This window comes from Bradyrhizobium sp. USDA 4503, from assembly GCF_054055815.1.
Genome location: NZ_JBSRXS010000001.1, coordinates 5,227,297 through 5,243,917 on the forward strand (window position 1 = coordinate 5,227,297; position 16,621 = coordinate 5,243,917).

The 16,621-nt window shown below is 64.6% G+C and carries 7 protein-coding genes; 4 read left to right on the forward strand and 3 right to left on the reverse strand.

Going from position 1 to position 16,621, the window contains the following annotated elements; translation table 11 throughout:
• Positions 1-24 precede the first annotated feature (24 nt).
• Positions 25-414, forward strand: coding sequence for an MAPEG family protein (locus tag ACVMIH_RS25170; RefSeq protein ID WP_057021220.1), 390 nt, complete (start codon positions 25-27; stop codon positions 412-414).
• 166 nt (positions 415-580) lie between these two features.
• On the opposite strand, the gene ACVMIH_RS25175 is transcribed toward ACVMIH_RS25170, so the two are convergent.
• The 3 genes from ACVMIH_RS25175 to ACVMIH_RS25185 form a co-directional block, all read right to left on the reverse strand.
• On the reverse strand, positions 581-1,771 hold the full coding sequence (locus ACVMIH_RS25175) for an ABC transporter substrate-binding protein (RefSeq protein ID WP_057021219.1): 1,191 nt from the start codon (positions 1,769-1,771) through the stop codon (positions 581-583).
• 267 nt (positions 1,772-2,038) lie between these two features.
• Entirely contained in the window at positions 2,039-5,212 is a 3,174-nt protein-coding gene (locus tag ACVMIH_RS25180) for an efflux RND transporter permease subunit (RefSeq protein ID WP_456863761.1), read from the reverse strand.
• Complete coding sequence (locus ACVMIH_RS25185; RefSeq protein ID WP_233475753.1) at positions 5,209-6,426, reverse strand: efflux RND transporter periplasmic adaptor subunit; 1,218 nt, start codon at positions 6,424-6,426, stop codon at positions 5,209-5,211. The genes ACVMIH_RS25180 and ACVMIH_RS25185 overlap by 4 nt, the downstream gene beginning before the upstream one ends.
• A gap of 832 nt (positions 6,427-7,258) precedes the next feature.
• Between ACVMIH_RS25185 and ACVMIH_RS25190 the strand changes: the two genes are divergently transcribed.
• From ACVMIH_RS25190 to ACVMIH_RS25200, 3 genes are all read left to right on the forward strand, one after another.
• Positions 7,259-13,861, forward strand: coding sequence for a cadherin domain-containing protein (locus ACVMIH_RS25190; RefSeq protein ID WP_456863764.1), 6,603 nt, complete (start codon positions 7,259-7,261; stop codon positions 13,859-13,861).
• Between the two features lie 1,718 nt (positions 13,862-15,579).
• Positions 15,580-16,080 carry a phage tail protein gene (locus ACVMIH_RS25195; protein WP_225162022.1) on the forward strand — a complete coding sequence of 167 codons (501 nt, stop codon included), beginning with the start codon at positions 15,580-15,582 and terminating at the stop codon, positions 16,078-16,080.
• A gap of 12 nt (positions 16,081-16,092) precedes the next feature.
• Positions 16,093-16,617, forward strand: a complete 525-nt coding sequence (locus ACVMIH_RS25200; protein ID WP_076834878.1) for a phage tail protein — start codon at positions 16,093-16,095, stop codon at positions 16,615-16,617.
• Positions 16,618-16,621: the final 4 nt, after the last annotated feature.

Sequence of the window (16,621 nt, forward strand, 5' to 3'; positions counted from 1 at the left end):
CAATGGAAAGAGGACACGCCTGACATGTACCACTACACCGCCATCGTCACCTGCCTTGCGGTCGCGCTGCACTTCTTCTTCGCGCTGCAGGTCGCCCGCGCCCGCGCGGTCTACGGGGTCAAGCTGCCGGCGATCACGGGAAATCCGGATTTCGAGCGCATCTACCGCATCCAGATGAACACGCTGGAATGGATGCCGATCTTCCTGCCGTCGCTCTGGCTGTTCGCGGTCTATGTCGGCGATGCCGCCGCGGCGGCGGTCGGCGCGATCTGGGTGATCGGCCGCATCGTCTATTTCATCGGCTATCGCGAAGCGGTGGCGAAACGCAGCCCCGGCTTCGCCATCCAGGCGCTCGCCTGCGTCATCCTCTGGGTTGGCGCGATCGGCGGCGCGGTGTGGCGGCTGGCGCATTGAAGGCGCGGTCGCGCCATAACCACTACCGTCGTCCTGGCGAAAGCCAGGACCCAACCACAGAGCGTGGTTATGGGCAATCTGATGGCCACAGCGTGGTGCAATAACATCCAATCGGGGTAATGGGTCCTGGCTTTCGCCAGGACGACACCACCCGTGGATATTCGCCTCACTTGGTCAGCGGGCAGCCGCTTTCCTTGGCGGTGAAGAAGGCCTTGTCGCCGGGCACCACGGCGATCTGCTTGTAATAGTCCCACGGCTTCTTCGACTCCGAGGGCTTCTTGACCTCGAACAGATAGAGGTCGTGCACCATGCGGCCGTTCGCGAGCACCTTGCCCTTGGCGAAGGCGTCATCGACCGGCAGCTCCTTCAGCTTGGCGGCGACCGCCTCGCTGTCCTTGGTGCCGGCGGCCTTCACAGCCTTCAAATAGCTCAGCGTCGCCGAATAGGTGCCGGCATGGATCATGCTCGGCATCCGGCTGGTGCGCTTGAAGAAGCGCTCGCTGAAGGCGCGCGAGGCGTCGTCGTGGTCCCAGTAGAAGCCCTCGGTGAGCACGAGACCCTGCGCCGCCTCGAGCCCGAGACCGTGCACCTCCGACAGCGTCATCAACAGGCCGGCAAGCTTCTGGCCGCCGCGCACGATGCCGAACTCGGCCGCCTGCTTGATCGAGTTGGTGGTGTCGAGTCCGGCGTTGGCGAGCCCGATGATCTTGGCCTTCGAGCTCTGCGCCTGCAGCAGGAAGGACGAGAAGTCCGACGAATTGAGCGGCACGCGGACCGAGCCGACCACCTTGCCGCCCTTCGAGGTGACGATGTCGCTGGTGTCCTTCTCCAGCGCGTAGCCGAAGGCGTAGTCGGCGGTCAGGAAGAACCAGGTGTTGCCGCCGGCTTCCGTCAGCGCACCGCCGGTTCCGACGGCGAGCGCGCGGGTGTCATAGGCCCAGTGGAAGCTGTAGGGCGTGCAGGCATCGCCGGTGATACGGGAGGTCGCCGCGCCGACCACGATGTCGATCTTCTTCTTTTCCTTCGACAGCTCCTGCACCGCGAGCGCGACCGACGACGTCGTGAGCTCGGTGATCATGTCGACGTTCTCGACCTCGTACCAGCGCCGCGCGATCGCGGTCGCAAGATCCGGCTTGTTCTGATGGTCGGCGGTAACGATCTCGATCTTCTGTCCCAGCACCTCGCCGCCGAAATCCTCGACCGCCATCCGCGCGGCTTCGAGCGAATATTTGCCGCCGTAGTCGGCATAGACGCCGGACTGATCGTTCAGGATGCCGATCTTGACGCCCTGGGCCATCGCCGGCGCCGCAAGCATCAGGCTGCAGGCCGCGACTGCGGCCAAAAATCCGGACTTCATTCTATGCTCTCCCAGCAGTTTCTATCAGGAAAATCGGCGCGACATTATTTTATAACCCCACGCCTGCCCATCTCTTTCCGCTCAGCCAAAAGTATGGGCTGCGTCGACAGCACTTGCTAGCTTCCCGTCACCCTGAGGAGCGCGGAACGCGCGTCTCGAAGGGTCGACGGCCCGGCCGGTGGCCGTGCATCCTTCGAGACGCCTGCTTCGCAGGCTCCTCAGGATGACGGGGAAGGACTTGCTGCTGCGGAACGTTGGGTGCCGCCCTCAACCCGCCACGGTTGCCTTGGGCTCGGCCGGCTTGCCCTCGTTCTTTCCTTCCGCGAGGTTGCGCACCACCATGTAGAAGATCGGCGTGAAGATCAGGCCGAACAGGGTGACGCCGAGCATGCCGAAGAACACGGCAACGCCGACCGCCTGCCGCATCTCCGAGCCCGAACCGGTCGATACCACCAGCGGCAGCACGCCGAGGATGAAGGCGAACGAGGTCATCAGGATCGGCCGCAGACGGAGCCGGCAGGCCTCGATCACCGCGTCCAGCCGCGACCTCCCCTCGAGCTCGATGTCGCGTGCAAATTCGACGATCAGGATCGCGTTCTTGGCGGCCAGCCCCACCAGCACCACGAAGCCGATCTGGGTCAGGATGTTGACGTCCTGGCCCATCAGGCGCACGCCGATCGTGGCCGCGAACAGGCACATCGGCACGATCAGGATCACCGCGAACGGCAAGGTCCAGCTGCCATATTGCGCGGCCAGCACCAGATAGACGAACAGCACGCAGATCGGGAACACGTAGAGGCCGGCATTGGCGCCGGTGACCTGCTGGTAGGACAGGTCGGTCCACTCGAAGGAAAAGCCGCTCGGCAATGTCTGGTCGGCGAGCTGCTTGATGGTGTTGAGCGCCGTCGTCGAGCTCACGCCCGGTGCCGGCTCACCCTGCAGTTCGGACGCCGAGTAAAGATTGTAGCGCGCGACGCGGTCGGGCCCCGAGACGTCCTTGAAGTCCACGATGCTGCCGAGCATCACCATGTCGCCGGCGACGTTGCGGGTGCGCAGCCTTGCGAGATCGGGGCTGTCTTTCCGGAACGGCAGATCGGCTTGCGCGGTAACGTGATAGGTGCGGCCGAACAGGTTGAAGTCGTTGACATAGGTCGAACCAAAATAGGTCTGGATCGTGTCATTAATGTTGGCGATCGGCACCCCGAGCTTCTGCGCCTTGACGCGATCAATGTCGACGAACAGCTGCGGCGTGTTCGCGGTGAACGGCGAGAACACCGACGTGAGAGACGGTGATTTGCGCGCGGCTGTCACCAGTTCATCGGTCGCGGAAGCCAGCAGTTCGGGTCCGCGCCCCTGCCGGTCCTGGACGCGGATGGTGAAGCCACCACCGGTGCCGATGCCGGGCACGGCCGGCGGCGGAATGACGATGATGAAAGCGCCCTGGATCACCGACAGACGCTTGCGCAATTCGGCCGTGATCGCGTTCGCCGTCAGCCCCTTCTTCAGGCGCGCCTCCGGCTCGTCGAATACCGGGAACAGCGCCGCGGCGTTACCCTGCTGCGTGCGCGTCGCACCGGAGAAGCCGGCGAAAGCCGCGACGCGAACGATGCCCGGCGTATCCAGCGCAATCCGCTCGATCTCGCGCACAACAGCGGTGGTCCGCGTCAGCGACGCGGCGCCCGGCAGCTGCGCCGAGATGATGACGTAGCCGCGGTCCTGCGCCGGAATGAAGCCCTGCGAGGTGGTCGCGAGCAGCCAGCCGGCGCTGCCGATCAGTACGAGGTAGAGCGCAAGCATCACCACCGTATGCCGGATCACGAAGTCGGCCACCGATGCATAGCCGTGCGCGAGCCGGTCAAACACGCGGTTGAACAGCGCGGTGAAGCTGTCCCAGCCGCGCGCGATGATGTTCCAGCGCGCCGGCGGGCGTTTCGCCTCATGCGGCACTAGGATCTGCGAGGCCAGCGCCGGCGACAGCGTAAGCGAGCAGAAGCAGGAGATCGCGGTCGCGACCGCGATCGTCACCGCGAATTGCTGGAAGAACTGCCCGGAAATGCCGCCGAGGAAGGCGGTCGGCACGAACACCGCGCACAGCACGAGCGCGATCGAGACCAGCGCGCCGCCGACCTCCTCCATGGTCTTGAGCGCAGCGTCGCGCCTGCTCATGCCGTGCTCGAGATGCCGCTCGACATTTTCGACCACCACGATGGCGTCGTCGACCACGATGCCGACCGCCAGCACGAGGCCGAACAGCGTCAGATTGTTGATCGAGAAGCCGAGCGCCGCCATCACCGCGAAGGTGCCGACCAGCGACACCGGGATCGCGATGATCGGGATGATCGCAGGCCGCCATCCCTGCAGGAACACCAGCACCACGATGACGACGAGCGCCATGGCCTCGTAGATCGTCTTGATCAACTCGTGGACCGATTGGGCGATGAATTCGGTCGGGTTGTAGCCGATATTGTAGTCGAGCCCCTTCGGGAAACTCGCCTTCATCCGCTCCATCGTGTCGGAGATGCTCTTGGCGGTGGCGAGCGCGTTCGATCCGGGCCGTTGCGTCACCAGCAGGGCGACCGCGGATTTGCGCAGCAGGAAGCTGTTGGTGGCGTAGGACAGCGCGCCGAGCTCGACGCGGGCGACGTCGCGCAGACGTACCGTGCGTCCGTCGGAGCCGGCCTTCACCACGATGTCCTCGAACTGCCTGATGTCCTTGAGGCGGCCGGTGAAGACGAGGTTCGGCTGGAATGCGCGATCGGCGATCGGCGGCTCGGCGATCTGGCCGCCGGCGATTTGCAGGTTCTGCGCCCGGATCGCCGCCAGCACCTCGGTCGAGGTCAGACCGAGATTGGCGATCCGGTCGGGATCGAGCCACAGCCGCATCGAGTAATCGCGCGCGCCGAACATCTGGATGTCGCCGACGCCATCGAGCCGCAACAGCTGGTCGCGGACCTGCAGCAGCGCGTAGTTGGAGATGTAGAGCTGGTCGAACGTGTCATCGGGCGACAGCATGAACACGACCATCAGGATGTCGGGCGAGTTCTTGCGCGTGGTCACGCCGTTGCGCTGCACCTCTTCGGGCAGCCGCGGCTGCGCGATCGCGACGCGGTTCTGCACCAGCACCTGGGCCTTGTCGAGGTCGGTGCCGAGCTTGAAGGTCGCTGTGATGGTGAGCTGGCCGTTCGACGTCGCCTGGCTGTAGAGATACAGCATGTCCTCGACGCCGTTGATCTCCTGCTCGATCGGCGCGGCGACGGTGTCGGACACGGTCTGCGCCGAGGCGCCCGGATATTGCGTGGTGACGACGACGGTCGGCGGCACCACTTGCGGATATTCCGAGACCGGCAGCGTCGGATAGGCGATCGCGCCGACGATCAGCAGCACGATCGACAGCACCATCGCGAGGATGGGCTGGTTGATGGAGAGCCTGCCGAGATTCATGGTTTGGCACCTGAGGCGGGCTTGTCAGCGGCCGCGGGCTTGTCGCCTGCGGCGGGCTTGGAATCCGCCGGAGCCTGCGCCATCTTCGGCGTCACCTTGGCGCCGACGCGGGCGCGCTGCAGGCCGTCGACGATCACGTGATCCTCCGCCTTGAGGCCTTCGCGGACGACGCGCAAGCCATCGTCGAGCGGCCCGAGCGTGACCGCTCTAGCTTCCACCGTGTTGTCGTCCTTGACCACGAACACGATCTTGCGCGACTGGTCGGTGGCAACAGCGCTGTCCGGGATCAACAGCGCCTCATAGGGCGAGGAGCCGATGATGCGGACGCGGCCGAACTGGCCGGGCAGGACCGACAGATCCTTGTTCGGAATGATCGCGCGGCTGCGCAGCGTCGCGGTCGAGACGTCGAGCCGGTTGTCGAGGAAGTCCATCTTGCCTTCATGCGAGGGCTTGGTCTCGCCGGTCAGCGTCACCTGCACCGGGTTCGCGGTGTCGCGCGAGCTCGGCCGCCTGCCTTCGAACCACAGCTTGCTGTTGCGCTGATAGGTCGCCTCGTCGACGTCGAAATAGATGTAGATCGGATCGAGCGACACGATCGAGGTCAGCAGCGTCGCGCCGCCCTCGCTGCCCTGCACGAGATTGCCCGGAGTGACCAGATGCCGGCTGACGCGGCCGGTGATCGGCGCCAGCACATGGGTGAATTCGACATTGAGCTGCGCGGCCTTCAGCGTGCCTTCGGCCTGGGTCTCGGCGGCGCGTGCCGCCTGCAACGCCTGACGGCGCTGATCGACGACTTGCTCCGAGACCGCGCTGGTCTGCACGAGGTTCAGCCCGCGCTCGAGATCGCGCTTGGCAAGCTCCCCCTTGGCGCGCGCGTCGGCCAGCTGGCCTTCGGCCTGCAGCACGACCGCCTCGAACGGCCGCGGGTCGATAATGTAGAGCAGATCGCCGGCGTGGACGATCGCACCATCCTTGAACTCGACGCTGTTGACGAAGCCGCCGACACGGGCGCGGACCTGAACCTCCTCGATCGCCTCGAAGCGGCCGGTGAACTCGTCCCAGTCGGTGACGGTGCGCTTGACCGGCTGCGCGACGGTCACAGGTGGCGGCGGAGGCGCGGCCTGCGATTGCGCGCTCTTGTTGTCGCAGCCGCCGAGCGCCAGCGCCGCCAGCAGCCCGATCGGCGCAAGGCCAAGCCAAGGCCTGAGCGACAGGCCGCGTGAGGCATGGCGGCGAAGCGAATGACGCTCGACGCCGGTCACCGGAGCCACACGCCCCGTTCTGTCAATCGAACTCAATTCCCTCTCCCCAAGGATCAGTGCAGGGCTACGAAAGTCGCAATTAAACTTGCGGTGATTCAACGCGGATGGACCACCGCAATGTCGCGGCAGCGGACGTCACAGATGTAGCCGCTCCCCAGTCTGTTCAAGATGGCCGCCGGATCAAGCGAATAGTTGCGCAATCTGAAAGCCTTACGACGTGATCGCGAAGCCGTGACGACAGGAAGGGACAGATTCACTGGCCTTTCGGGTGAGGAGAGATCACAGACGGCTTGCCGGGAATCAATCCCAAGGCGAATCAACGACACATGTTCGTCACACAACGACAATTCCGCCTGCGGCGCAGAAACCACCGGGGGTCGCACAAGATTAAAAATGGTCGAGTTCCCACACTCTACCTCCCGCTGCATGGCCGAATCGTGGTTAACGGCGCGGTGTCACGTGGACACACATTGACACTCGGAAGCATCGACAATACGGTCGTGGTTGCCAACCGGTAAATTTTCTTGGCCGCCGCGCTTTTCTCGAACATTCATTGGGCTTTTCTCGCGGCGTGAGTGAGTGGAAGCGATTACGTAATGGCAAGCGCATTTGAACTTGCTGATGTCGGGACTCCGCAACCGTCGCGGTGTCCGCATATTGCGAGCGGACCGGTGCGATCTCGGATCGCAAGTAGTCAACCTCAACGTGTGAACTGCTTCACACCTCGTCGTCCCCAAAAATTGTAGTTAGTTGATCGGCTTTCACGCCGATCGCGGGAGTGCTCATGACGACCATACCTGCCTATACAATCGGTGGTTTAACCCGCCCCGAGCTTCATCTCGATCCGAGCGGCAATATCATTCTGGATCCGGCCGCGCAGGCGTTCGTCAATACGTATGGTCTGCAATATCTTTACCTGGGCTGTCCTCCCGGCACGCCGTGGCCGCCGGTGCCCGGCTTCCTGTCGCCACCGACCGACGCCAATTCCGGCGCCAACACGGTCGTTGAGGGCGCCGCAGCCAATACATCGGTCGGCATCACCGCGCAGTCCACCAGCCTGATCGGTCTTCCGGTCACCTATTCGCTGGCGTTCGATTCCTCGCATGGCGGCTTCAAGGTCGATCCGAATACCGGCGTGGTCTCGATTGCCGATCCCTCCAAGGTCGATTTCGAGAGCTCCGGCGGCAGCTATGTCGTCAATGTGCAGGCGACCGACGGTATCTTCGTCTCGTCGCAGAGCTTCACGATCGCGGTCAGCAATGCGCCGCCCTCGACACCGACCGACGGCAACGCCACCGCCAACGCCGTCAACGAGGGCGCCGCGGTCAACACCTCGGTCGGCATCACCGCGTCGTCGGCCGACGTCAACGGCCCCGGCGTCACCTACTCGTTGACATCGGATTCCTCCAATGGCGGCTTCAAGATCGATCCCACCACCGGCATCGTCACCGTCGCCAATTCCGCCAAGATCGACTTCGAGACCGCGCCGGGTCACGCCTACACCATCACGGTCCAGGCCAGCGACGGCCATGGCGGCGTCAGCTCGCAGAGCTTCACGATCAACGTCAACGACGTGGCGGTCAGCACCCCGGTCGACGTCAATGCCGCCGCCAACACCGTCGTCGAAGGCGCTGCCGTCAATACGCTGGTCGGCATCACCGCCTCCGCGGTCGATCCGAACGGCCCCGCAACCACCTATTCGCTGACCGGCGACACCTCCGGCGGCGGCTTCACCATCAATGCCACGACGGGTGTCGTCACCGTCGCCGATCCGAACAAGCTCGATTACGAGAGCGCGCCGGGCCACGCCTACACCATCACGGTGCAGGCGACGAGTGGCGCGACCACGACGACGCAAACCTTCACGATCGGCGTGACTGACGCCCCGCCGTCGGCTCCCACCGACTCTGACGCCGCGACCAACACAGTGGTCGAAGGCGCCGCCATCGGCACCGCCGTCGGCATCACCGCGCACGCCACCGACATCAATGGCGGCACCGTGACCTATTCGCTGGTCGGCGATGCCCACGGCCTCACCATCAACGCCGCGACCGGCGTCGTCACCGTCGCCGATCCCACCAAGGTCGATTTCGAAACCGCGCCCGGCCACGCCTACACGATCACCGCGCAGGCCAGCGACGGCACGCAGACCAGCACGCAGACCTTTACCGTCAACGTCACCGACGTTGCGCCGTCGGCCCCGGTCGACAGCAATGCTGCCGCGAATACCGTCGTCGAAGGTGCGGCCGTCGGCACCACGGTCGGCGTCACCGCATCCTCGACCGACATCAACGGCCCGGCGGTAACCTATTCGCTGACCGGCGACAGCTCCGGCGGCGGCTTCACCATCAACGCGACAACAGGCGTCATCACCGTCGCCGACCCGAGCAAGCTCGATTACGAAAGCGCGCCCGGCCACGCCTATACCGTTACCGCGCAGGCCAGCGACGGCACCCTTGCGACCTCGCAGACCTTCACCATCGCCGTCACCGAAGCCCCGCCCTCGACCCCAGTCGACAGCGACGCCAGCGCCAATGCGATCGCCGAAGGCGCCGCCAACGGCTCGACCGTCGGTGTCACGGCGTCGTCGATCGACGTCAACGGCCCGCCGGTGACCTATGCGCTGATCGGCGACACCTCCGGCGGCGGCTTCACCATCGACGCCACAACCGGCGTCATCACCGTCGCGGATAGCACCAAGGTCGATTACGAGAGCAGCGGTCCGACCCATTCCTATACCGTCACCGCGCAGGCCAGCGACGGCACGACGGCGAGCTCGCAAACCTTTACGATCGCCGTCACCGACGTCGCGCCGTCGACCCCGGTCGACTCCGACGCCGGCGCCAACACCGTCATTGAAGGCGCAGCCAACGGCTCGACCGTCGGTATCACCGCGTCGGCGACCGACATCAACGGTCCGGCCGTGACCTATTCGCTGATCGGCGACAGCTCCGGCGGCGGCTTCACCATCAATGCCGCAACCGGCGTCGTCACGGTCGCCGATTCGAGCAAGCTCGATTTCGAAAGCTCGGGCGGCAGCTACACCGTCACCACGCAAGCCAGCGACGGCACGCTGGCGAGCTCGCAGACCTTCACCATCAACATCGCGGATGTTGCGCCATCGACGCCGGTCGACGGCGACGCCGCCGCCAACAGCGTTGTCGAAGGCGCGGCCGCCGGCACTGCGGTCGGCATCACCGCGCATGCGACCGACGTCAACGGCCCGGCCGTGACCTGGTCGCTGATCGGCGACACCTCCGGCGGCGGCTTCACCATCGACCCGACGACCGGCGTCATCACCGTCGCCGACCCGACCAAGATCGATTATGAGGGCAGCGGCCCGACCCATTCTTATACGGTGACCGCGCAGGCCAGCGACGGCACGCTGGCGAGCTCGCAGAGCTTCACCATCGCCGTCAACGACGCCGCACCGTCGACCCCGGTCGATGCCGATGCCGGCACCAACACGATCGCCGAAGGCGCTGCCAACGGCTCGACCGTCGGCATCACCGCGGCGGCAACCGACGTCAACGGCCCGGCCGTGACCTGGTCGCTGATCGGCGACACCTCCGGCGGCGGCTTCACCATCAACGCGACGACGGGCGTCATCACCGTCGCGGACAGCTCCAAGATCGATTACGAAAGCCCGGCCGGGCACGCCTACACCGTCACCGCGCAGGCCAGCGACGGTTTGCTCACGAGCTCGCAGACCTTCACCATCGCCGTCACCGACGTCGCGCCGTCGACCCCGGTCGATGCCGACGCCGGCGCCAACCGCGTTGCGGTCAACGCACCGGTCGGCGCGGGAACCAGCGTCACGGCATCCTCGACGGACGTCAACGGCCCCGCCGTGACCTATTCGCTGGTCGGCGACACTTCCGGCGGCGGCTTCACCATCGATGCGACCACCGGCAAGATCACGGTCGCCGATCCCAGCAAGATCAACATTGCCGACCCGTCCTATGACGTCACGGTCGATGCGAGCGACGGTACGCTGCACAGCCAGCAGACCTTCACCATCGCCGTCGTGGTCGACCAGGCGCCGGTCGTCACCGCCGGCCACACGCTGAACTACACCGAGAACCAGGCCGCGACCGTGATCGATTCGGCGATCACCGTCACCGACGGCGATGACGCCAATCTGGTGTCCGCGACGGTGCAGATCACCGGCAACTATGCCAGCGGCCAGGATGTCCTCGGCTTCACCAACCAGAACGGCATCACCGGCTCGTTCAATGCCGCGACCGGAACGCTGACGCTGACCGGCTCCTCCAGCGTCGCGAACTACCAGGCCGCGCTGGCGTCGGTGACTTACATCAACAGCAGCGACAATCCGTCCGGGCTGGCGCGCACCGTCACCATCACGACCAATGACGGCACGCTCGACAGCTCGCCGGTCACCGACACCATCAACGTCACCCCGGTCAACGACCCGCCCGTCGTCACCGCCGGTCACACCCTCAATTACACCGAGAACCAGGCCGCGACCGCGTTCGACCCGGCGATCATCGTGTCCGACGTCGACAACACTACGCTGACCGGCGCGACGGTGCAGATCACCGGCAACTACGCGAACGGTCAGGACGTCCTCGCCTTTACGTCCCAGAACGGCATCACCGGCTCGTTCAATGCGGGAACCGGCATGCTGACGCTGACAGGTACCGCCAGCGTCGCCGATTATCAGGCGGCGGTCGCCTCGGTGACCTATCAGAACACCAGCGACAACCCGTCGGGCCTGGCGCGCACCGTCACGATCATCGCAAACGACGGCACGGCGACCTCCACGCCGGTCACCGGCACCATCAACGTCACGCCGGTCAACGATCCGCCGGTCACGACCGCCGGCGGCACGCTGAACTACACCGAAAACCAGGCCGCGACCGTGATCGATGCGTCGGTCAACGTGACCGATGTCGACAGCGCCAATATGACCGGCGCGACGGTGCAGATCACCGGCGGCTTCGCCGCCGGCCAGGACGTGCTGGGCTTCGCCGGCCAAAACGGCATCTCCGGATCGTACAACAGCTTGACCGGCGTGCTGACGCTATTTGGCTCCTCCAGCGTCGCCAACTACAAGGCCGCGCTCGATTCCATCACCTACTTCAACTCGAGCGACAATCCGTCCGGCGCGGATCGCACCGTCAGCTTCACCGTCAATGACGGCTCGGCGAATAGCAACACTTCGACCTCGATCATCCACGTCACGCCGGTCAACGACGCGCCGGTCGTGAGCTTCGGGGCCATCACCGGCTTCTCCGAGCCGCCGAACGGCACCCCGGCAGCGAACTCGACGCCGGTCACGATCACGCCGAACCTGACGATCACGGACGCCGAAGGCAATAACCTGACCGATGCGACCTTCGTTCTGAACAATCTGAAGCCGTCGGATGCGCTGTCGATCGCAGGCCACGCCGGCAACAGCGGCGATATCGGCGGCATCCACTTCGAGATCACCAGCACCGCGGGCACCGAAACGATCAGCTTCACCGGCACCGACACGCTTGCGCACTACAATGCGGCGCTGGACCTGATTCAGTTCAACAACACCAGCGAAAACCCCGACACCACCGCGCGTTCCTACAGCCTGACCGTGCACGATGACGGCGGCACCGCCAATGGCGGCAGCAACACCGGCACAGGATCGACGACGGGAAGCGTCACCGCCGTGGACGATGGCCCGACCGCGTCGGTGCCGGCGGACAATTCGATCGGAACGGCGTTCTCGCACACCAACCTCGCGATTTCAGGGCTTTCGGTCGCCGACATCGATGCCGCGAGCGGCAACGTCACGGCGACGATTGCCTCAAGCCATGCGAACCTGACCTTCAATACCGCCGGGCTCGCCAGCTTTACCAACAACAGCAGTCACACGGTGACGCTGACCGGCACCGTCGCGCAGGTCAACACCGCGCTCGCGACGCTGACCTACAACAGCGACGACGGCTTCACCGGCTCGGACACCGTCACGCTGAACATCAACGACAACGGCAACACCGGCACCGGCGGGCCGCTCACGTCGGGCGCCCAGACCTTTCATGTCGGCGTCGTCCCGCAGGTGTTCTACATCGACAACTCGCCCACGGCGCTGGCCAACAGCGCCAATCTCGGCACCGCTGCCGATCCATACACCTCGATCGCCGCCTACAACGCGGCGAATCCGGCCGGCTCTGGCGACTATGTCGTGCTGAGGTCCGGCACCTATACCGAGGCCCAACGGCATCAACCTCGCCAATGGCGTCAACCTGGTCGGCGGCAGTCACTCCCTGACGTTCACCAATCCGGTGACCGGCGCCGTGGTGACCGCCAACACTGCGACCGGCACCGATCCGGTGATCAAGGTGACCGGCGCCGACAACGGCATCGACCTGCTCGGCACCTCGGGCCACAGCATCAGCGGCGTCAGCATCGATACCTCGGCCTCGACCGGCATGGGCATCAGCGACGACAACAACAATGTCGGCACCGTCACGATGTCCGACATCACGGTCAAGACTGCCAGCGGCACCGGCATGAGCTTCACCCATGGCGGCACCATCACGCTGACCGGCACCAACAACTCCATCACGTCGGGCACCGGCACCGCGCTCGATGTCGAGAACACCCAGATCGGCTCGTCCAACTTCATCCTCAAGAGCATCACCTCGAGCGGCGGGTCCAACAACGGCATCATCCTGTCGAATACCGGCACCGCCGCCGGCAACGGCGGCCTGCACATCACCGGCGACGGCTCGACGGCGGGCAGCGGCGGCACCATCGCCAACAAGACCGGCGCCGACGGCAGCACCACGCAGGGCAGCGGCGTCTATCTGAACAACACCAAGGACGTTCAGCTGTCCTATCTGGCGATGCACGACTTCCAGAACTACGGCATCGTCGGCACCAGCGTCACCGGCTTTGCCCTCGGCAACACCACGGTGACCGGCACCAACGGCACCAACGTCGGCGGCATCGGCGAGGGCGACGTCTACTTCACCGGCCTGTCCGGCACGGCGTCGGTAACGAATTCGACCTTCACGGGCGCGGCGCTCGATGCGTTCCACGTCTTCAACAACAGCGGTCAGACACTCAACCGCATCACCATTACCGGCTCGACCTTCGCGACCAATTCGGCGGCCGGAAACAGCTCGGGCGATGCCCTGGTGTTCCAGGCCACCGACGGAACATTCAACGCGACCGTGCAGAATTCGACATTCACGTCGGCGCGCGGCGACCTGTTCCAGCTCGATCTGCACGGCGGCGTCAACTCGGACCTCGTGCTGAACGGAAACAGTTTCTCGAACAACAACCAGAATATCGTCTCGGGCGGCGGCGGCATCACCATCAGCTCCGGCGGGACCGGCGACCACGCCAACCTGACCTTCAACATCGCCAACAATACCATGCGTGATGCCCTCGGCACCGCGCTCGGCATCAGCACGGGATCAGGCGCAAGCTCGTTCAACGGCACGATCGATTCCAACACGATCGGCGTCGCCGGCGTCGCCAACAGCGGCTCCGCCCAGGGCAGTGACATCGGCTTCGTCACGATGGGCGGGGCCAATTCCAGCGTCACGATCACCAACAATCATCTGTATCAGTACAACAACGACGGAATCGAACTGCAGACCGGTGACGCTGCGAACGGCGGCAACGCCCTATTGACCGCGATCGTCATGGGCAACACGGTGTCCAACCCGGGTGCGTTCGGCGCTCATGGCTTCGAACTTAATGCCGGCACGGTCGCGGGCGATGCGCAGAGCGTCTCGCTGACGCTGGGCGGCACCGGCGCCCAGGAAAATCAGTTCCTCGGTTCGGGCGCGACCGGCACCGACATCCGGCTGCGCGATCGGTTTGCCACCACCGTCGGCCTGCACGCGGGCGACGGCACGTCCTACGGCGGCGGCGCGACCGATACCGCCGCAATCTCGAGCTACGTCCTGGCGCACAATACGGTCACCACGGCGCCGACCATCAGCGTCACGGCGGGCAGCACCAACGGCTTCGGCTCGTCGCCGCTGCTCGCCGCGGATGGCGGCGTGCAGGCCGCCGTCGCGACCCCGGGTGAAACCCACCTGACGCAAAGCCAGCTCGACTCGGTCGTCTCGGCGGCCATTACCCAATGGGCAAAGGCTGGCGTGGACGCGGATCAACTGGCCGCGCTGCATGCCGTCACCTTCAGCGTCGCTGATCTCGCCGGCCAGGTGGTCGGCCTGGAAAGCGCCGGCCACATTACGATCGATGCCGATGCCGCCGGCCATGGCTGGTTCGTCGATTCGACACCGTTTGACAATTTTGAGTTCCCCCACGCGCTCAATGCTTCCGGCTCCGATCTGCAGACCGATTCGTCGACCGCCGCAGCCGGTCATTTCGATCTATTGACCGCCGTGGTCCATGAGTTGGGACACGTGCTCGGCCTCCCCGACCTGACGTCGTCATCCGATGTCAACGACCTGATGTATATCAGTCTCGCCGACGGCGAGCGGCGGCTCCCAACCGCCGCGGATGTCACGCAGGCCAACGTGGGATCGGCGAAGGCGATGCCCATGCAGAGCAACACATCCTCGACTCTGAACCGCGACGGCTTCGACTTCTCGTCGTTCACCCAGACGCCGTCGCAGGCCAGCACGAGCCACGCGGACCCGGCCGCGAACACCCAGACCTGGTCCGATCTGTTCAGCGGGCACGCCAATGCCGGCACCCCATGGTGGGTCGGCCATGAGGCGACGTTTGCCGCCATGGGCGGCACGCCGACCGACAACAACCACGCCCAGCTGCACCATGACCTGATCGTCTGACCGGGCACCGTATCGACTACACAACGCCTGCCGAAGCGTTCCGGCAGGCTTGCCTCAGATGGATGGGATCCGCGCTTCCGTCGCAAACTTCAATCGCCTCATGATGTCCGCTTGGACATGTCCGATTCGTGACAACGGTCCCGTCAGCAGCGATACCGTCTCGTCGCGAACTGCGAATGGCTCGCGCGGCCGCGGAATCGAAAAAATCGCGGAAACCAGACAATCGTTGAGGTTGCACTAGCCGCAAAACACGCTATCGTGCAGACGTTGCACACGCAGCATCATTGCTTCGAATTTTTCACAAATCGTACGACGTATTCGCGGAGGACCGATGGCCGATCCGTTTCTTTCCGAAGTCCGCATGATGTCGTTCGGCTTTGCGCCCAAGGGTTGGGCATTTTGCAACGGCCAACTGCTTCCCATCGCTCAGAATCAGGCACTGTTCTCGTTGCTAGGTACGACCTATGGCGGGGACGGGCGCGTCACTTTTGGCCTGCCCGACCTTCGAGGCCGGGTGCCGATAAGTATGGGCCCCGGCTATACGCTCGGCCAACGCGGCGGCGAGGAGAGCCACACGCTCACGATCAACGAGATGGCGCAGCACAATCATTTGGCCAACGCCACCAACAGCAACGGTAGCCAGCCGCTCGATTCGGGGGCCTATCTCGGTGCCTTCAACAACGGCTACAGCACGTCGACGACCGACATCACCCCGCTCAATCCATTGACCGTGGGCAATGCCGGCGGCAGCCAGGCCCATCAGAACATGCAACCGTTCCTGACGATCAATTTCAGCATTGCCCTCCAGGGCATTTTCCCCTCGCAGAATTGACGAGAAGCGCCGATGTCAGAATCCTATTTAGGCGAAATCCGTATGTTCGGCGGCAGCTTTGCCCCGGTCGGATGGAATTTCTGTGACGGCAGCCTGTTGGCGATCTCCCAGTACGACGCGCTGTTCAATCTGATCGGCACCACCTATGGCGGCGATGGCCAATCCACCTTCGCGGTCCCCGATCTGCGCGGCCGTGTGCCAATCCACACGGGCACCGCCAGCAGCGGCACGACCTATGCCATGGGGCAGACTGGCGGCGTCGAAAACGTAACACTCACGACGCAGACGATCCCACAGCATTCGCACGCCTTCATCGCCGCGAAGCAGACCGGCACCGCGTCGAACCCGCAGGGAAATATTCTCGATCAGACGACCGGCACAATCGCGATGTATATCGACGGCCAGCCGCCCGACGGGCCCATGGCAGGCGGAATGCTGACGAATACCGGCGGAAACCTGCCGCACAGCAATTTGCAGCCGCTGCTTTGCGTCACCTTCATCATTTCGCTGTCCGGCATTTTCCCGAGCCAGGGCTAGGAGC